Source organism: Methylocystis sp. NC52PC (assembly GCF_055698645.1).
Window position 1 is genome coordinate 3,433,433 of record NZ_CP170127.1, and the last position, 17,478, is coordinate 3,450,910.

23 protein-coding genes are annotated in these 17,478 nt (G+C 66.9%); 6 read left to right on the forward strand and 17 right to left on the reverse strand.

What is annotated here, in order from left to right; translation table 11 throughout:
* Window positions 1-67 precede the first annotated feature (67 nt).
* The 5 genes from ACETII_RS18840 to ACETII_RS18860 are packed head-to-tail and all read right to left on the reverse strand — an operon-like array spanning window position 68 to window position 3,963.
* Window positions 68-466 (reverse strand): hypothetical protein, encoded by a 399-nt coding sequence (locus ACETII_RS18840; RefSeq protein WP_472786551.1) that lies wholly within the window; start codon window positions 464-466, stop codon window positions 68-70.
* Window positions 467-507: 41 nt separating this feature from the next.
* Window positions 508-1,392 (reverse strand): patatin-like phospholipase family protein, encoded by an 885-nt coding sequence (locus tag ACETII_RS18845; protein WP_363348509.1) that lies wholly within the window; start codon window positions 1,390-1,392, stop codon window positions 508-510.
* Between the two features lie 36 nt (window positions 1,393-1,428).
* A complete protein-coding gene (locus ACETII_RS18850; RefSeq protein WP_363348511.1) occupies window positions 1,429-1,869 on the reverse strand; it encodes a DUF2165 family protein in 441 nt (146 codons plus the stop codon).
* Window positions 1,790-3,022, reverse strand: a complete 1,233-nt coding sequence (locus ACETII_RS18855) for a GNAT family N-acetyltransferase (protein ID WP_472786552.1) — start codon at window positions 3,020-3,022, stop codon at window positions 1,790-1,792. Before ACETII_RS18855 ends, ACETII_RS18850 begins: the two co-directional genes overlap by 80 nt.
* Window positions 3,019-3,963, reverse strand: coding sequence for a hypothetical protein (locus ACETII_RS18860; RefSeq protein ID WP_472786553.1), 945 nt, complete (start codon window positions 3,961-3,963; stop codon window positions 3,019-3,021). Before ACETII_RS18860 ends, ACETII_RS18855 begins: the two co-directional genes overlap by 4 nt.
* Before the next feature lie 80 nt (window positions 3,964-4,043).
* Here ACETII_RS18860 and ACETII_RS18865 point away from each other — a divergent pair, with 80 nt between their 5' ends.
* The 4 genes from ACETII_RS18865 (at window position 4,044) to ACETII_RS18880 (ending at window position 6,640) form a co-directional block, all read left to right on the forward strand.
* The gene (locus ACETII_RS18865; protein WP_472786554.1) at window positions 4,044-4,748 is read left to right on the forward strand and encodes a glutathione S-transferase N-terminal domain-containing protein; all 705 of its coding nucleotides are present in this window, start codon (window positions 4,044-4,046) and stop codon (window positions 4,746-4,748) included.
* Between the two features lie 45 nt (window positions 4,749-4,793).
* Window positions 4,794-5,477 (forward strand): orotate phosphoribosyltransferase, encoded by a 684-nt coding sequence (locus tag ACETII_RS18870; protein WP_472786555.1) that lies wholly within the window; start codon window positions 4,794-4,796, stop codon window positions 5,475-5,477.
* A 75-nt stretch (window positions 5,478-5,552) separates the two neighbouring features.
* On the forward strand, window positions 5,553-6,197 hold the full coding sequence (locus ACETII_RS18875) for a M15 family metallopeptidase (protein ID WP_472786556.1): 645 nt from the start codon (window positions 5,553-5,555) through the stop codon (window positions 6,195-6,197).
* Window positions 6,198-6,247: 50 nt separating this feature from the next.
* Window positions 6,248-6,640: a lysozyme inhibitor LprI family protein gene (locus ACETII_RS18880; RefSeq protein WP_363348524.1), complete on the forward strand. Its 393-nt coding sequence runs from the start codon at window positions 6,248-6,250 to the stop codon at window positions 6,638-6,640.
* A 12-nt stretch (window positions 6,641-6,652) separates the two neighbouring features.
* On the opposite strand, the gene ACETII_RS18885 is transcribed toward ACETII_RS18880, so the two are convergent.
* From ACETII_RS18885 to ACETII_RS18895, 3 genes are all read right to left on the reverse strand, one after another.
* Window positions 6,653-7,069: a type II toxin-antitoxin system death-on-curing family toxin gene (locus tag ACETII_RS18885; protein WP_472786557.1), complete on the reverse strand. Its 417-nt coding sequence runs from the start codon at window positions 7,067-7,069 to the stop codon at window positions 6,653-6,655.
* 74 nt (window positions 7,070-7,143) lie between these two features.
* Entirely contained in the window at window positions 7,144-7,272 is a 129-nt protein-coding gene (locus ACETII_RS18890; protein ID WP_472786558.1) for a hypothetical protein, read from the reverse strand.
* A gap of 20 nt (window positions 7,273-7,292) precedes the next feature.
* Window positions 7,293-7,544: an AbrB/MazE/SpoVT family DNA-binding domain-containing protein gene (locus ACETII_RS18895; protein ID WP_472786559.1), complete on the reverse strand. Its 252-nt coding sequence runs from the start codon at window positions 7,542-7,544 to the stop codon at window positions 7,293-7,295.
* Between the two features lie 126 nt (window positions 7,545-7,670).
* Between ACETII_RS18895 and recG the strand changes: the two genes are divergently transcribed.
* Together recG and ACETII_RS18905 are read left to right on the forward strand one after the other, a co-directional pair.
* Complete coding sequence (gene recG / locus ACETII_RS18900) at window positions 7,671-9,773, forward strand: ATP-dependent DNA helicase RecG (protein ID WP_472786560.1); 2,103 nt, start codon at window positions 7,671-7,673, stop codon at window positions 9,771-9,773.
* Window positions 9,774-9,885: 112 nt separating this feature from the next.
* Window positions 9,886-10,035, forward strand: coding sequence for a hypothetical protein (locus ACETII_RS18905; RefSeq protein WP_472786561.1), 150 nt, complete (start codon window positions 9,886-9,888; stop codon window positions 10,033-10,035).
* 44 nt (window positions 10,036-10,079) lie between these two features.
* Here the strand turns inward: ACETII_RS18905 and ACETII_RS18910 are convergent, their stop codons facing one another.
* The 9 genes from ACETII_RS18910 to pyrC form a co-directional block, all read right to left on the reverse strand.
* Window positions 10,080-11,297 carry a DNA methyltransferase gene (locus tag ACETII_RS18910; protein WP_472786562.1) on the reverse strand — a complete coding sequence of 406 codons (1,218 nt, stop codon included), beginning with the start codon at window positions 11,295-11,297 and terminating at the stop codon, window positions 10,080-10,082.
* Window positions 11,278-11,820, reverse strand: coding sequence for a HigA family addiction module antitoxin (locus ACETII_RS18915; protein ID WP_472786563.1), 543 nt, complete (start codon window positions 11,818-11,820; stop codon window positions 11,278-11,280). Before ACETII_RS18915 ends, ACETII_RS18910 begins: the two co-directional genes overlap by 20 nt.
* Before the next feature lie 53 nt (window positions 11,821-11,873).
* The gene (gene tgt, locus ACETII_RS18920; protein WP_472786564.1) at window positions 11,874-13,010 is read right to left on the reverse strand and encodes a tRNA guanosine(34) transglycosylase Tgt; all 1,137 of its coding nucleotides are present in this window, start codon (window positions 13,008-13,010) and stop codon (window positions 11,874-11,876) included.
* On the reverse strand, window positions 13,007-13,336 hold the full coding sequence (locus ACETII_RS18925; protein WP_472786565.1) for a hypothetical protein: 330 nt from the start codon (window positions 13,334-13,336) through the stop codon (window positions 13,007-13,009). The genes tgt and ACETII_RS18925 overlap by 4 nt, the downstream gene beginning before the upstream one ends.
* Window positions 13,333-14,412: a tRNA preQ1(34) S-adenosylmethionine ribosyltransferase-isomerase QueA gene (queA, locus tag ACETII_RS18930; protein ID WP_472786566.1), complete on the reverse strand. Its 1,080-nt coding sequence runs from the start codon at window positions 14,410-14,412 to the stop codon at window positions 13,333-13,335. Before queA ends, ACETII_RS18925 begins: the two co-directional genes overlap by 4 nt.
* Window positions 14,413-14,516: 104 nt before the next feature.
* Window positions 14,517-14,975, reverse strand: a complete 459-nt coding sequence (locus ACETII_RS18935) for a peptidylprolyl isomerase (RefSeq protein WP_363348549.1) — start codon at window positions 14,973-14,975, stop codon at window positions 14,517-14,519.
* 114 nt (window positions 14,976-15,089) lie between these two features.
* Window positions 15,090-15,644: a peptidylprolyl isomerase gene (locus ACETII_RS18940; protein ID WP_472786567.1), complete on the reverse strand. Its 555-nt coding sequence runs from the start codon at window positions 15,642-15,644 to the stop codon at window positions 15,090-15,092.
* Between the two features lie 18 nt (window positions 15,645-15,662).
* Entirely contained in the window at window positions 15,663-16,163 is a 501-nt protein-coding gene (coaD, locus tag ACETII_RS18945) for a pantetheine-phosphate adenylyltransferase (RefSeq protein WP_363348553.1), read from the reverse strand.
* Window positions 16,160-17,464: a dihydroorotase gene (pyrC, locus tag ACETII_RS18950; RefSeq protein WP_472786568.1), complete on the reverse strand. Its 1,305-nt coding sequence runs from the start codon at window positions 17,462-17,464 to the stop codon at window positions 16,160-16,162. The genes coaD and pyrC overlap by 4 nt, the downstream gene beginning before the upstream one ends.
* Between the last annotated feature and the right edge of the window lie 14 nt (window positions 17,465-17,478).

Here is a 17,478-nt window from a genome sequence, read left to right on the forward strand (position 1 = left end):
CTTCCGTTCATTATCGTCGGATCGAGGGAAAGCGGCAAATTCTGCAGCGCTCATCATCATTTGGAAATCAGCGCCGGCAATAATGAGACGATCTGACTCTTTCGTATCGGATGATCTCGCCGCCGGCGCTGGCGTTTAATTCACCTGCGACGCATTCACGTCCCACTCTCACAAAAGAAGTCGTATAACCCCACGGATAGGCGGCCGTGCTCGCGGGAGACCCCGTTGCGGGATCGTAACGCCATGGCGCTGACATGCCCCAGCCGCGGCGGGCGGGAGCGTGCGACCAGCCGCGGCCCCATCCCGCCTCGATCCACGGTCCGAGACGCGGGGCGCCCGGCGCGGCGCGCCACCCATGTCGCCGCGGCGCGGCCGCCGCCTCCGACGACAGCGCCACAACCGCCAGAGCGAAAACACAGATCGCCCGCAAGGCCCATGGGGACACGACAGCCTCCAGCTTCGCCATATTAGACGCGCATTCGGCAGGCCTGTCGATCCCTCGCCCCGTCACATGACGCGCGCCGCCGTATGTCCCGCATGCAGGTGATGATGGGGCGCGAGCTCGCCGGGCGAGGCCGGCCGGGTCAAGCCGCCCTCGTCGATCCATTTGCCCGTCACGCGCGTGGCGCGCGCGATGAGGCTCTCCGCCTGCGAGAAATCATATGGCGAGACGTCGAGGGGGCAGAGCGCCGGCGCCATGCGCAGCTCGATCTCGCGAGGCAGCCGCTCGATATCGCGCATGAGCTGCCAGGCGATGAGCAAAGTGACGGCGTGCAGCGCCCGCGCCACGGCGCCCGTCGGCGGTCCCTGCAAATCGCAGGCGTAGCCCGTGGGCAGAATAATCACCCGTCGCGCGCCGAGCGCCGCGGCGAGGCTGAGCGGCGTATTGGCGGCGATCGCGCCGTCCATCAGCGACACGCCGCCGATTTCGACAGGCGGAAAGACCCCCGGCACCGCCGCGCTCGCCATGATCGCTTCGGTGACGGAGCCGTCCGACAGGCGCACTGCTACGCCCTGCATATCGGTCGCAACGAGATGCACCGGGAGAGGCGCCTCCTCCAGCCGTTGAAAGGGAAGCGTGCTTTCGACGAGACGCCTGAGCGGCGCAGGATCGACGAGAAAGCCCTGCCCCCTCAGCACCGCCAGAGCCGTCATCGCGCTGAACGGAAAAACGTCCCTGCGGCGCAGCCCGAGCCAGATCGCCGCCAGGGCCTCGACGCCCTCGGCGTGGGGATAGGCGGCGAAATAGCTGGCGTTCAGCGCGCCGACCGAGGAGCCGACGACGAAATCGGGAAAGACGCCCGCCGCCAGCAACGCCCGCAGCATGCCGACCTGGATGGAGCCGAGGCTGCCGCCGCCGGCGAGGACAAAGGCGGTCTTCCCTGCGCTCATGTTCCTGCCCCCCGCTCGGCGGAAGGTAGCGCGCGGCTAGATGAGGTCGATATCGACGAGCGAGACGAAGATCAGCGAAAGCCCGAGCATGCCGATGAACCGGAACGCTGGCTCCTGCAAGTTATAGACGCCGGCGCGCCACATCTGGAACCACTCGCCGCCGACGCCCATGAAGCCGAAGGAGTAGAGCAGAAAGCCGAGCGCCAATCCGGCGATCGCCAGGCTTTTCGCCGCGTTGAAGGCGCCCGCGCTCCTCGTCCGCGCGCCCCACAGGATCCAGGCCCCGTAAAGCGATAGCGCTGCAGAGGCGAACTCCACCGCGATGATGAGGAGATAGAAAACATGATGCAGCGCCGGGCTCGTGATGGCCCGCCATTTGAATGGAGTTACGGGAACCTCATCCATCGAGAGAATGTGCTGCACCACGTCGAAATTCGTGCCGTAGTCGAGCACATTGCCCAGAGCGACGACGAGCATCACGAGCCCCATCGCCGCGGCGACCGCAATCTTCGCAATTCGCACCATCACAATGCGCGTTCCTCTTTTGCAACCGAGGAAAGCCTAACGCGAATGCATTGGAAAGAGAATGCGCGGCTTCGAAACGGCCGAGCGCATGCACCAACCGCTTGGCCAGCGGCCGCAACCGCGCAAGCGCAAAGGCTGCGAGGCGGCCTTTCAGGCTTGTCGCGATGAAGCGCGCCTCGATGCGGGTCTCCCCCGACGCCCACGCCCGCTTATAGGCGTCGGCCGGCGGCAGCATGTCATAGGCGGCGAGCCCCTCGCCGGCCAATCGGGCGATAAGCCGCCCTGTGAGCGCATGGCCCGGCGCGCCGTCGGCGAAACGCTCATCGAAACAACCCAGCATCGAGCGATACGCGCCTTGCCCGAAAAAGCCGACGTCGAGCGCCGCCACATCGTCGCCGACCATGAGCGCGTTGACGCGCACGAAGCCCTCGCGGGCAAGGGTCGCCAGAAAATCCTCTGAGACGGGATGCGACAGTCCAATGCTATAGGCGCCCCTCCGGCGCAGCCAAGCGCGCTTGAGCGCCAGGGCATGGCGCGCGAGACTCTCGCGCTGTTCGGACGTCCGCGCCTCGACGAGCGCGACAGTTCCCTTCGTCTCCAGCCAACGTGCGCGCCGCTCGACGCTTTTTTGCCGGCGGGGTGTCCGGCTGCGCAGATCGGCGAAGGGCGCCGCCAGCGGCTCCCCGGCCGAGTCGCCCGCGCAGAACACGCCGTCGGCGCGCAGACGCGTCAGCGCAACGAGATCGACGTCGCGCCAGCGCGCAATCTCCGCGAGCGCGAGGTCGCGCCAGCCTGCCCGCTCCGCGCCGGGACGCGCGAGCGCGTCGCCATATTGGGTCAGCGGCTCGCCGACCCAGCAGGCGATGGAAACGCCGAGGCGCCGTTCAATCTGGAAGGGCGCGATCAGAACCAGCCGTCCCCCCTCCCGGAGACAGAGAATGCGCGGACTGACCCTGTCCCCCGCCAACTGCAGCCAGGTTCGGCACCAGGCGAAGCTCTGAAAGCCTGTCGCCTCCGGCGTCGCGCTCTCGAGCTCCGACCATTCTCTTGAAAGCGCCTCGACCCCCTCGAATGTGTCGACGCATTCGACGCAGAGCGCGATCATTTCAGGATTTCATAAGGCGCGACGTCGACGAATCCCTGCTTGGCCGCCGGATCGACACGGAAGTCGATCTTCAACCGCACGCCATGGGCGCCCGTGAGCCACCGCCAGCCCTTGTGCGCAGCGGCGAGCGCGAATTTCGCCTTGTAAGCGGGGCCTTTGGTCTCGCGCGAAAGATCCCGGCCGCCGAAGAGGGGCCGCAGCAGACCGTTGGCGTAGTCGACCGCGTAGCCGGCGCGCAATTCGTCGCTCCAGTGTTCCGTCGTGAAGGAAACGTTCAGGCAATCGCCGTTTTGGACCCGATGCGGCGCGTTGCGGGGCCAGGTGGTCCAGTCCCCCGGCCCGAGTTCGAAACTCTCAGCGGCCGCCTCATATGAGGGATCGTAAGGCAGATCAGTGTCGCTGCTACGCTGAAGCACGATGTTTTCGATCCTGTCCTGCGGCAGGAAGGGCGGGCGCGGCGGGTATACCCAGACCCTCTTGCGGCCCCTCACCTGCCAGAGACTCTGGCCCGGAACGTCGGCATGCAGCGCGACATTCATCCGCGGAGAGGAAATCAGGACGCTCATCGAGCGCCTGTAGCTGTGAAAGCCGGGAACATGGCGCTCGATGTCGGCGAAGAGGCTGTCGAGAGCGTCTCTATAAGCTCCCGACGTCTCCTGTACGCGCTGGAGATGCACCCAGATGTTTCCGCGCGCGACGGCGGCCATCACGTCGCGGCCGGAAAGTCCGACCATGTCGCCCTCGCGCCATTTGCGCGAATCAGTCTCCTCCCGCTCGATGGTGTTGACGTGAAACCGGACGCGCGGCGTCGCCTCGATCAGGGTCTCGAGCGCGGCGTCGGAAAACAGCGGGCTGTCGGCGAGCCGATGCCTCAACGCCAATGGCTTGCGCCCGAAGTCCTGCGCCTGTCCCGGACGCCATTCTGTGGAGGACTGTCTCATGGCCGCGTTACAACTTCTCCAACCATGGACAAGCTAGAGTCGGAATGGGAAAGAAAAGATGGACGGCGAAGGAGCCTGCAATGATCGATCTCTATTACTGGCCCACGCCCAATGGCCACAAGATCACGATTTACCTCGAGGAGACGGGCCTCGCCTATCGGATCAGGCCCGTCGATATCGGCAAGGGCGATCAGTTCAAGCCGGAATTTCTCGCGATCTCTCCAAATAACCGCATGCCGGCAATCGTCGATCACGCCCCCGCCGACGGCGGCGCCGAGGTGGCGCTGTTCGAATCGGGGGCCATCCTCCTCTATCTCGCCGAGAAGACGGGCCGGCTGCTGCCGCAGGAGTTGCGCGGACGCCTGCGCGCGCTGCAATGGCTGTTTTGGCAGGTGGGCGGCCTTGGCCCCATGGCCGGCCAGAATCACCACTTCGGCAAATACGCCCCTGCCCGCATTCCCTACGCCATCGATCGCTACCGCAACGAGACCAATCGCCTCTATGGCGTGCTCGATCGCGAGCTGGCCAAATCGCCGTACATCGCCGGCGACTACTCCATCGCCGACATCGCCTGCTACCCCTGGATCGTCCCGCACGAGGACCAGGGTCAGGATCTCGACGACTTTCCGCGCCTCAAGCGCTGGTTCGAATCGATCAAGGCGCGGCCCGCCGTCGCCCGCGCTTACGCCGCCGGCGCCCCGTACGAGCGCCGGCGCCCGGATTTCACCGCGCTCGAGCGGGAGATCCTGTTCGGCCAGACGGCCGCGCGCCCGGACGAAAAATAGGGTATGGCTCGGGCGACATAGCCAACAGGGAGCCATGCCGCCTTCATGTCCAACGACCGTCAATTCGCCGCGCAGGAAACCGCCAAGGCGCTGATCGAGGTGCAGGCGGTGCTCGTCAATACCGAGAAGCCGTTCATCACCACGGCGGGCTGGGCGTCTCCGGTCTATATCGACATGCGCAAGATCATCAGCTACCCGCGCCTGCGCCGGCGGCTCGTCGACTTTGCGACGCGCGCCATCGAGCGGGACATCGGCTATGAATCGCTCGACGTCGTGGCCGGCGGCGAGACGGCGGGCATTCCCTTCGCCGCCTGGATTTCCGACAGCCTGATGCTGCCGATGCAATATGTGCGCAAGAAGCCCAAGGGCTTCGGCCGCAACGCGCGCATCGAAGGGGACCTGCACGAGAACGGCCGCGCCCTGCTCGTCGAAGACCTCGCGACCGACGGCGGCTCCAAGAAGGATTTCGTGCAGGCGCTGCGCGACGCCGGCCAGCGCTGCGACCATGTCTTCGTGTTCTTCTTCTACGACATCTTCGCCGGGGCGCGGGAAGACCTCGAAAAGCTTGGCGTCAGCCTGCATTCTCTTGCGACCTGGCGCGATGTGCTCGCGGTCGCCCGCGCGCATCGCTACTTTCCCGAGGACGCTCTGAACGAAGTCGAGGCCTTTATCTCCGATCCGGTCGCCTGGTCGGCGGCTCATGGCGGGGCCGACAAGCCGAAGTCCTGAGGCGCGAGCCCCCTCCCCGCTGCGCGGGAGAGGGAGCGGACCATGGCCTTCGTCGATCAAGTGGGGGCATTTGAAATGAGCAGATTCTTTTTCTCCGCCGCCCTGCTTCTCCTCGCCGTCGCCCCGGCGCGTGCCGATCCGCCGCCGGGTTTCTCGCGCCTCGCCGACGTCGCGCCCGATATTCCGCAGGACATGCGCTACGCGGGCTCCGACAATTTCACGGGCCATCGGGTCCCCGGCTATGACGCGCCGCAATGCTGGCTGAAGACCGACGCGGCGAAAGCGCTCGCCGCGGCGCAAGCGGAGGCGAAGGCCAGGGGCATTTCGCTCGTGGTTTACGATTGCTACCGCCCCAAGCGCGCGGTTTCGGCCTTCGTCGACTGGTCGCGCAACGCCGATCAAGCGACCAAGCCCGAGCATTATCCGCGCCTCGACAAGAGCCAGCTCTTCCCGCAGGGCTACATTGCGGCGCAGTCCACCCATTCGACCGGACTCGCCGTCGATCTGGGCGTGAAGGGCTGGAACTTCGGCACGCCTTTCGATTTCTTCGACCCGCGCTCCTGGACGAAATCCCTGACGACGCGCGACGCCCGCACGCATCGCGACGCGCTCGTCGCGCTCATGCGCCGGCATGGTTTCGACAATTACCCCCGTGAGTGGTGGCACTTCACATTCAAGGGCGTCGAGAACGCCGAGAGCTATGACGCGCCGATCGACTGACGGCGGCGACGCGGTTTCTTTGGCGAATGCAACCTCAGGGCAAGGGCGCCATGCGGCGGATCAAAACGGCGATCGTTCTCGGCCTCCTTCTCGGCGCCTCCGGCGCGTCGGCGAAGGATTGCAGCGCGCTCGCGACGCAGACGGATATGAATATCTGCGAGGGTGAGATTTTCGAGAAGGCCGACGCGCGGCTGAATGACGTGTACCGCCGGCTCGCCGCCAAGATCAGCGCCAAAGGCAAGAGCAAGCTCGTCGAGGCCGAGCGCGCCTGGCTCACTTATCGCGACCTGCAGTGCGACTTCGACACGCTTGGCGTCGAGGGCGGCTCGATCCACGGCATGATGGTCGCGCAATGCCGGACCGAGATGACGAAAGAGCAAACCAAGCGTCTCGAGCGCCAGCTCACTTGCCAGGAAGGCGACATGTCCTGCGGCAATCAGTAGAAAGTTCCCGGGCTAACGCCCGCCCGAACGCTGCGGGACATGGGCGCGCACCCAGGCGGCGAAAGCCTCCTCGTCGATCTCCCGGTTGGCGAATTGCGCCACGGCGATGAAGCACTCTTCGTCACTCGCCGCGAGCTCATAGCCGTTGTCCGCCAGAAACAGCTCGAGCGCCGCCAGGGCGACGCGCTTCTTGCCCTGAACAAAGGGATGGCTGCGGATGAAGCCGGCGGCGCAGGCGGCGGCGAGGCGGGCCGCGTCGCAGCCGGGCGCAGCGCGGGCGAGGTCCACTGGCCGCCGGAGCGCCGCCGTCAGGGCCGCCTCGCTGATCACGCCGACTGCGCCGCCATGCTCGGCCAGAACGGCCTCGTGGACCGCAAGCGCGATCGCCCGGTCGAGAAAGCGCCAGCCTGTCTCTTCCCTTTTCTTCATGGCTCCGATGGGCGGCGCGCCCCCGTCTCGTGGTTGGTTATCGCGCGACTGTCACGGGCGGCGCGCGCATCCTTTCACTGCTTTGGCAGGAACCCCGACGCCCCGCCGCGCAGTTGAAGCGTTCCTGCGCCCGGCTCCGTGTTGGCGGCGCTGGCGCAGGCGGACAACGCCATGGCCAGGAAAAGGCAGGCCAGCTTTCCCATTTGCGGCACCCCTTCCTCGATCACTTCGACAGCGCGCGCAGCGCATTGTGCCTCTTGCTGATGATGCGCTTCGCGAGGGCTACCCGGCGCTCGAATTCCGGGTCCGTCTTGGTGACGCGATAGCCCTCGGGCGAGCGCGTCAGATAGAGGCGGTCGCCTTTCTCGACCCCGAGATCGGCGACGATTTCGCGCGGCAACACCACGCCCAGCGAATTGCCGATGCGAATGACCTTGAGCGCGCCATAGGCTTCGATCGGATCCGGGTCGCTCATGGTTCTTACATCCGTTTTAACGTTAAACGTTGGTATACACGTTATAACCCGCGGCGTGAGGCGGCAATATGACGAGCGCCGGCGACCCGCCCCATCGATCTGAAAAAGCGCTAAACTGCGATTCCGATGCGCCCCGACATTCTCGCCCCGCTATTTGGCCGGACCGCCGCACTGCCCGGCGTCGGCCCCAAGACCGCGCCGCTCTTCGACCGCCTGCTCGCCAGGCCGGGAAGCCAGGCGCGCGTCGTCGATCTGCTGTTTCACCTGCCGACCAATGTCATCGACCGCAGCCAGCGCCCCACCATCGCCGAGGCGCCGCTCGAGACGCAGGTCGTGATCAAGGCGCAAGTCGTCGATCACCGCCGTCCCCAGGGGCGCTACGCCAAGCAGCCCTATCGCGTGCTTGTGGAGGACGAGACCGGCGACGTGGAGCTCGTCTTCTTTCTCGCCAACGCCGACTGGATCGAACGCAGCCTGCCGCTCGGCGCGACGCGGTGGATTTCCGGGCGCATCGAGCTTTATGACGGCCGCCGGCAGATGGTCCATCCCGACCGCGTGCTCGACGAGGCCGGCCTCGCCAAGCTCGCGCCTTTCGAACCCGTTTACGGGCTGACCGAAGGGCTTCAGCCGCGCTTCGTTTTACGCGCGGCGGAAGAAGCGCTGGCGCGCCTGCCCGAGCTCCCGGAATGGCAGGAGCCGACGGTGCTGGCGGCGAACAAACTCCCGGGTTTTGGAGAAGCGCTGCGCGCCGCGCACCGGCCCGACAGCGTCAAGGCGCTCTCCCCGCAGCATTCGGCGCGCCAACGCCTCGCGCTCGACGAATTGCTGGCGAGCCAATTGGCGCTGAGACTGACCCGCGCCAAAATGCGCCGCCTGCCCGGCCGAGAGAACAAGGGCGACGGCCATATCGCTTCGACCATCGAAGCCGCCTTGCCGTTCCGCCTCACCGGCGCGCAGCGGCGCGCGCTCGACGACATTCGCGCCGACCTCGGCTCCGACATGCGCATGCTGCGGCTGGTGCAGGGCGACGTCGGCTCCGGCAAGACGGTCGTCGCCGCGCTCGCCATGGCGAGCGTCGTCGAATGCGGCCGCCAGGCGGCTCTGATGGCGCCGACTGAAATTCTTGCGCGCCAGCATTACGAGCGTCTCGCTCCGCTCCTCGAACCGGCCGGCGTGCGCGTCGCCTTGCTGACTGGCCGGCTCAAGGCGAGCGAACGCGCAGCGACTCACGCGGCCGTCGCAGCCGGCGAGATCGACGTCGTCGTCGGCACCCATGCGCTCGTCCAGGGCGACCTCGCGTTCCGCGATCTCGGGATCGCCGTCGTCGACGAGCAGCACCGCTTCGGGGTGCAGCAGCGGCTGGCGCTCGGCGCCAAGGGGGACGCGGTCGACGTGCTCGTGATGACGGCGACGCCCATTCCTCGCACGCTGGCGCTCACCGCCTTCGGCGACATGGATTGCTCCGCCCTCGACGAGAAGCCGCCGGGGCGCACCCCCATTTCCACCCGCGCTTTGCCGGCCTCCCGTATCGGCGAGGTCGTCGCGGGCCTCGTGCGCGCCGTTGCGTCGGGCGCGCGCGCCTATTGGGTCTGCCCGCTCGTCGAAGAGAATGAAGATCTCGACCTCGCCGCCGCCGAGGCGCGCGCCGCCGATTTGCGCCATTATTTCGGCGACGCGGTCGGTCTCCTGCACGGGCGCATGAAGGGGCCTGAGAAGGACGCGGCGATGGAGGCGTTCCAGAGGGGCAAAACGAAGGTGCTTGTCGCCACCACGGTGGTGGAAGTGGGCGTCGACGTGCCCGAGGCGACGATCATGGTGATCGAGCACGCCGAGCGCTTCGGCCTTGCGCAGCTGCATCAGCTGCGCGGCCGCGTCGGGCGCGGCGCGGGCAAATCGAGCTGTCTGCTGCTTTACAAGGGGCCGTTGAGCGAGGCCGCCAAGGCGCGGTTGACCACTTTACGCCAGACGGAAGACGGATTTCGTATCGCGGAAGAGGACCTGCGGCTGCGTGGCGAGGGCGAACTGCTCGGCACGCGCCAAGCCGGGCTGCCGGGTTTCCGCCTCGCCGATCTGACCGCCCACGCCCGGCTCCTCGCCATCGCCCGCGACGACGCCGAGCTCGTCCTGCGCCGCGACCCGGCTTTGTCGAGCGCGCGCGGCGAGGCGTTGCGCGTCCTGCTGTATCTCTTCGAAAGGGACGAAGCGATCCGCCTGCTCCGGGCCGGGTGACACGTCGCCAGGCAAAGCCGGCGCCTCGGCTCGCGTGCGACGGCGCACATACCGCGGGCCCCACTCCCTCTAGGTTCTTCTCCAACGACCACTCGAGTTGATGGAGAGAGAAATGACGAACGCTTTCACCAAAATCATCGGCGCCTTATTGGGCATGTCCATCTTCTTTGCCGTCGGCGTCGGCCTCGCCCATGCGGGAGGCTCGATGGAGGCCTCCTCCCACCAGAGCCGCTGCGACCACACAGCCTGCGGCCTTCGCTGAGGCCAAGCAGGGGGAAAGCTTGAGAGGACCCAGTAGGCGGTGTCTCAGACCCGGCGCGCGAGGACGATGCGGTTGCTGTTGACGCCCTTGGCGTTGTTGGCGACGCCCCAGCAATTGCTGGTCTTGGTGAAGCTCTGTCGGTTCACCATGACGCCGAGGCGCACGAAGGGCAGCCCCGCCATCGCCTCCCAGACCAACCGCTCCAGCAGGACGCCGCCGTTGCGCACTTCGCCAACCTCATAGGCCACAGCTCCCCCCGGCCGCAGCACGCGGGCTAATTCCTGGAAGACGCTGCGCGTCATGCGCGACCAGGCGTCGAGGCTGCGCAACTGCGAGATCGTGACGGCTTCCGTCTCGATCCCCGCGAACCAGTTCCGCAGCCAATTGTCGGCGCGATAGTCGACGATGTCGAGAAAGGGCGGCGAGGTGACGACGAGGTCGACAGTGTTGTCGCCGACATGCGAAAGGCGGGCGGCGTCGGCGACGGCGAAATGGGCGGGCGGCGCCGGGGGCGGCGCGCCGTCCGCGAGGAGCGCGCGGGATTTCTTGAATATGAGCGCGGCGACGTCGCGAAGCGGCGGCGTCTGCTCGCGGCGGGCGTTGATTTTCAATTGCGCCTTCACGCTGACCGCCTGATTGGGCGGCAGCGTGTAGACAGAGAAAAACCCCGCGGAATGGCCCGTCAGCCGATTGAGCGCCACCATTCTGATCCAGTCGTCGACAGGATCGGGCGCCGCCTCGGACAGGCGCGCGGCGAGCCAGTCGCGCAACGCGCAAAGCTGGCGCAGCGTCTCGGGATGGTAGAAGGCGAGCAGTTCGTCCGGCGCGACGCCCCCCGTCGACAGCGGGGCCTCGGCGAGTCGCGCCGCGACGGCCTCGAGCGCCGGCGGCCGCAGCCGGGGCCGCGTCAACATCAGCGCCAGCGGATTGGCGTCGGAGCCGACGGCGCGGCGTCCCATCAGCGCAGCCTGAAGGGGCGTCGTGCCGCGTCCCATGAAAGGATCGCAAACGGTCTCGCCGGGCTGCGTCAGGCGCTCGATGAAAAAGGCCGGGAGCTGCGGCTTGAAACAGGCGCGATAGCTGATCTCATGCAGCGAATGGGCGGCGCGCTGCGCCGAGGTCCAATACTCATTGACGAAATACGTCAGACCGCCCTCCTCCACGACCGCTGTCGGCGCGCCGAAGGCGTCGAAGGCGCGCAGGGCGGAAAGAAAGGCGTCCTCGGCGGGCGCCCGCGCGGCGTCACAAGACGCGGTCGGCAAGGCGAGGCAGTCTTTTCACTCTGGCCCCGGCTTCGTGCCGCGCCAGCGCCAGTTCATATTCGAGTTGCAGGCCGAGCCAGTCCTCCGCATCGACTCCGAACCAATGGCCGAGCCGCAACGCCGTATCCGCCGTCACGCCGCGTTGGCCGTTGAGGATGGCCGTCACGCGGTTGACGGGCACGTCGATGTCGCGGGCGAGGTCCGAGGCGGTTAATCCGAGGTCGGCGAGATGCTGGGCCAGGACCTGGCCCGGATGCGGCGTCATGATGCGCCCCTCGACTGATGCAGGAGAAAATTTGCTTGGCCGGCCGCCGCGGCGCACGGGGTCGCGCCGGGCGCGGGCGGCGTGAGACGGCGCCGGCTCGGGCGGGGGCCGCTGGGACGGCCCCGGCCGGGACGCCCGCTCCGCGGCTTTGGCCGGCGGACGCTCCGCGGCGCCGCCGCCCTCCACGCGTTCCGGGAAGCCCCCGGCGAGGAAGAGCTGCGTCAACGCATGATGATAACGGCCATGGCGACGGCCCATGTCAGGCTCCGGTCAACCGCTGCGCGGTTCTGCATTACGCACATCATAACACGCTACTGTGAACGATGGGCCGCTTCCCCCGCGTTCCATTGGGCGCGAGTCTCAGCGATGAAATCGGCGAGCCGCCTTTCCGCAATCGCCGCCCGCAGCCCCGCCATCAAACTCTGATAATAAGCGACATTGGCCTGCGTGAGCAGCATCATTCCGAGGATTTCCCCCGCTTTTACGAGATGATGCAGATAGGCGCGCGAATAGTCGCGGGCTGCGGGAGACGTCGATTCGGGATCGAGCGGCGAGAGATCCTCCGCGTAGCGGGAATTCTTGATGTTGATCTTGCCGAATCGCGTATAGGCGAGGCCGTGGCGGCCGGCGCGAGTCGGCATGACGCAGTCGAACATGTCGATCCCGCGCGCCACCGCCTGCACGATGTCGTCCGGCGTGCCCACCCCCATCAGATAGCGGGGCTTCGCGTCGGGCAGATGCGGCAGCGTGGTCTCCAGCATGTCGAGCATCACGTCCTGCGGTTCGCCGACGGCGAGGCCGCCGACTGCGAGGCCGTGGAAATCCATTTGCGCCAACGCCCGGGCGCTTTCGATTCGCAAGGGTTTGGAGGCGCCGCCCTGCACGATGCCGAAGACCGCCCTGCCCGACTGTTCTCGAAACGCCTTCCGAGAGCGTTCGGCCCAGCGCAGCGACAGCCGCATGGCCCGCTCGGCCTCCGCGTCCGAACACGGCAGACGCACGCATTCGTCGAATTGCATCTGAATGTCAGAGCCGAGGAGGTGCTGGATCTCCATGGAGCGTTCGGGCGAGAGATGATGCCGCGAGCCGTCGATGTGAGACTGGAAGGTCACGCCCTCTTCGTCGAGCTTGCGGAGCTTGGCGAGCGACATCACTTGAAAGCCGCCCGAGTCGGTCAGGATCGGAAACGGCCAATTCATGAAGCGATGCAGCCCGCCGAGTCGCGCGACGCGCTCGGCGCCGGGGCGCAGCATCAAATGGTAAACGTTACCCAGCAGTATGTCGGCGCCGGTCGCGCGCACATCCTGGGGGAACATTCCTTTCACCGTCGCGGCCGTGCCGACCGGCATGAACGCCGGCGTACGGATGGTTCCGCGCGGCGTAAAGATTTCGCCCTTGCGCGCCGCTCCGTCGGTCGCCTGAAGGGTAAAGGAGAATTCAGCGCTCATCTGCGTTCCTTCGCGCCGGGTTCGGCGATCTTGACGATTTTGTAGACCCCGTGGTCGGTCTCGTTGAACCAGACGGTGAAAAGTGTCCCGACCTTCAGTTCCGCGTCACGTAAATCCGTGCGCCAGCGATCGGCGCCCTCGCCGAAGTCGATACGTCCGTCTCGGCGCAGGATGAAGGGACGCGGCCGCGCACCGTCGAGATCGATCGCGCCGAAGACGTCCCAGGTCGCGGCGAAGCGAAGGCCGTCCGCGCGCAGGTCAACCGTCATCAGCGCCTCCGTGGGATCATCGCGCCACTGCGCGATCAGGCGAACGCTGCGCGTCATGCGTCGGCGCGATACAGCAGGCTGGCGTCGCCATAGGAATAGAAGCGGTAGCCGCCGGCGATGGCGTGCGCATAGGCGGCCTTCATGCGGTCGAGGCCGCAAAAGGCCGAGACGAGCATGAACAGCGTCGAACGCGGCAGATGGAAATTGGTGAGCAGCATGTCCGTCGCACGGAATTTATAGCCCGGCGTGATGAAGATGCTCGTACGCGAGGCGTAAGCGGCGAGGCGTCCGTCCGGCGCGGCGGCGCTTTCGAGCGTGCGCAGCGCCGTGGTGCCGACCGCGACGATGCGGCCGCCCCTGGCGCGCGCCGCGTTAAGGGCCTCAGCGGTTTCGCCATCGATGCGCGCGAACTCCTCGTGCATTTTGTGGGCCTCCGTATCCTCCGCCTTTACGGGCAAGAAGGTGCCGGCGCCGACATGCAAGGTCACGCGATGCAGCGAGACGCCCTTCGCCGTCAGCGCCGCAAGCAGCGGGGCCGTGAAATGCAGACCCGCCGTCGGCGCGGCGACGGCGCCGGCCTCGCGCGCGAAGACCGTCTGGTAATCCGCTTCGTCGCGGGCGTCGGCGGCGCGCTTACCGGCGATATAGGGCGGCAGCGGCATCTCGCCTGCAGCCTCGATCGCCTCGTCGAGCGCTGCGCCGGAGAGCTCGAAGCGAAGCGCAATCTCCCCCTCGTCGCCCTTGGCCTCGACATGCGCGTCGAGCACGCCGGACAGGCAGGCCCCGTCGCCTTCGCGGCCGAAGCGGACAAGGTCGCCGATGGCGAGCTTCTTCGCTGGCCGCATCAGCGCGCGCCAACGCGACCCGTCGAGTCGCTCGATCAACGTCGCCTCTACGCCAGCGCTCAAGGCGCCGCGGCGTCTTTTGCCGGAAAGGCGCGCGTGAATGACGCGCGTGTCGTTGACGACGAGGACGTCGCCTTCTTTCAGAAAGGACGGCAGATCGCGCACAATCCGATCTTCGAAAGCGCCCGTCGGCGGCACGACGAGCAGGCGCGCGCTGTCGCGCGGCTCGGCGGGGCGCAGCGCAATACGGTCCTGGGGAAGGTCGAAGTCGAAGAGATCGACGCGCATGTCGGGGTCGCGGCCACCTCTCCCGATCAATGGGGAGAGGGCTGGGGTGAGGGGGCTCGCCCCTCACCCTAACCCTCTCCCCGCGCGCGGGGAGAGGGAATGGATCAGGCGCTGAGCGTCGCCTTGATGATCTTGTCCGGATCTCTCACCGGCTCGCCGCGCTTGATCTTGTCGACGTTCTCCATGCCGGAAATCACTTCGCCCCAGACCGTATATTGCTTGTCGAGGAAGCGGGCGTCGTCGAAGCAGATGAAGAACTGCGAATTGGCCGTGTCCGGATGCGAGGCGCGCGCCATGGAGCAGGTCCCGCGCACATGCGGCGCGTCGTTGAATTCCTGCTCGAGGTTCGGATATTGCGAACCGCCGGTGCCGGTGCCGCGCGGACAGCCGGTCTGCGCCATGAAGCCCTCGATGACGCGGTGAAACACAATGCCGTCATAGAAGCCCTCGGAGACGAGCTTCTTGATGCGCTCGACATGCTTGGGCGCAAGATCGGGTCGCAATTTGATAACGACGGGACCCTTGGTGGTCTCGAGCGTCAGAGTGTCGGCGGCTTCAGTCATTTTCTGTCCTTTGTATTGTCGCCCGCTCGTCGAGATGGCCGGGCCTGTCCCGGCTATCCACGAAAGCGTCTCGGCGTGGGCGGCCGGGACAAGCCCGGCCAACGCTGAAAGGGGTCAGCTCTCGTCGCCGGCGACCCGAACCTTGAGCATGCGGTCCGGGTTCTCGACCGCGCCGTTATTGGCCTTGTCGCCCTTCTTGATCTTGTCGACGACGTCCATGCCGGAGACGACCTCCCCCCAGATCGTATATTTGCCGTTGAGCTGCGGCGCCTCGGCGAAGCAGATGAAGAACTGCGAATTGGCCGAGTCCTTGTCGCCCGGTTGGCGCGCCATGGCGACCGTGCCGCGCTTGAAGGGTTCGTTACTGAATTCGGCCTTGAGGTCGGGATAGCGCGAGCTGCCCATGCCGGTGCCGTCGGGATCGCCGCCCTGCGCCATGAAGCCGTCGATCACGCGATGGAAGGCGATATTGTCGTAGAAATGTTCCTTGGCGAGGCGCTCGATGCGCTCGACATGCTTGGGCGCGAGATCGGGGCGCAACTTGATGGCGATGCGGCCGTCCTTGGTGTCGATATAAAGGAGCTTGTCTTCAGCGCGGGCCAAAGAAGCGGTCCCGAGCGCAGCCGAAACGGCCACGGCGGAGAGCAGAACACGACGGGTAAGTTTCATTGAGCCTCCCTTAAGGCTTTAATTGCCGCGCCTTGCAATGGCGCGTTTGAGGGCCTCGACGGAAGCGGCCGGCGCGAAGGCCGACACGTCGCCGCCAAGCGCCGCAATCTGGCGCACGAGGGTGCCGCTGATATGGCGCAGCCCCGGCGAAGCAGGCAGGAAAACCGTGCGAATAGCGGGCGCGAGCGTCCCGTTCATCCCCGCCATTTGCATTTCATAGTCGAAGTCGGAGCCGTCACGCAATCCGCGCAGGATCGCGCCGGCGCCGGCGGCGCGCGCCGCCTCGACAACGAGGCCGTCGAAGCTCACGGCCTCTACGGCGCCCGCGAAGCCCTCGGCCGCGCTCACGTCGGCGATCGTCTCGGCCCGCTCCTCGAAGGTCAGCCAGGGAGATTTGCCGGGATGCACGCCGATCGCCACGACGACCTTGTCGAAGAGCGCGACGCCCTGACGCAGCACGTCGAGATGGCCGTTGGTCAGCGGATCGAAAGTGCCGGAGTAAAGCGCGATCCGCGTCATGGCGCGATCTCGTGCACGATGCGCCCGGCGACCATGGTCGTCTTCACGACGCCCTGCAACAAGGCGCCGTCGAAGGGCGTATTGCGGCAACGCGAATGCAAGAGGTCGGGGTCGACGACGAAAGGCTCGTCGGGGTCGAAGCGGATCAGATCGGCGGGCGCGCCCTTTTGCAGGCGCCCCTGCTCCAGCCCGAGGATTTCTGCGGGACGCGACGACATCGCTGCGAGCAGCCTCGGCAGGCTCACGTCGCCCGAATGGACGAGACGCATGCCCGCGGCGAGCATGGTCTCGACCCCGATCGCGCCGAATTCGGCCTCTGCGAAAGGCAGGCGCTTGGTTTCCACGTCCTGCGGATCATGGTCCGAGACGATCACGTCGATCAGGCCCTCCGCCAGCGCGGCGACCAGCGCCTTGCGCTCCTCCTCGTGACGCAGCGGCGGACGCAGCTTCAGGAAGGTGCGGTAATCGCCGATGTCGCTTTCATTGAGAGTGAGATGGTTGATCGTCACGCCGGCGGTCACGGGCAGTCCCGCCGCCTTGGCCGCGCTAAGCGACTCGAGCGAGAGCGTCGAGGTGAGGATCGCGGCGTGGTAGCGGGCGCCGGTGAGGGCCACGAGGCGCAGGTCGCGGTCGAGCACGACCGCCTCGGCCTCGCGCGGAATGCCCGAGAGGCCGAGGCGCAGCGCGAATTCGCCCTCGTTCATCACGCCGCCGGCAAGGTCTGGGTCCTGGGTGAAATGCACGACCAGCGCGCCGAAGTCGCGCGCGTAGCTCATCGCCCGGCGCATGACGAGCGCGTTGCGGATCGAGTGCGCGCCGTCGAAAAAAGCCACGGCGCCCGCCTGCTGGAGAAGGCCGATCTCGGCGATCTCCTTGCCCTCGCGTCCTTTGGTCAGCGCCGCCATGGGCAGCACGCGCACCTTTCCGGTGTCGCGCGCGCGTCGCAGGACGAAGTCGACGACCGCCGGATCGTCGACCGCCGGAAAGGCGGCGCTCGTGGAGACGAGCGTGGTGACGCCGCCGACGGCGGCTGAGAGCGTCGCGCTGGCGATGGTCTCGCGGTGCTCCGCGCCGGGCTCGCCGACGAAGGCCTGCATGTCGATGAGGCCGGGCGCGAGCACGTCGCCTCGGCAGTCGACGACCCGCGCGCCCTCGGGCGCGGCGTCGGGGCGAAGGCCCGGCCCCAGATCGGCGATGCGCCCGTTCGAAACGAGAAGCCCGCCCTGCGACTCGACCCCGGCGGCGGGGTCGATCAGACGGGCGTTGACGAAAAGAGTCGGCGCGAGGGGGTCAGTGGCCATGGCGCCTGATTAGG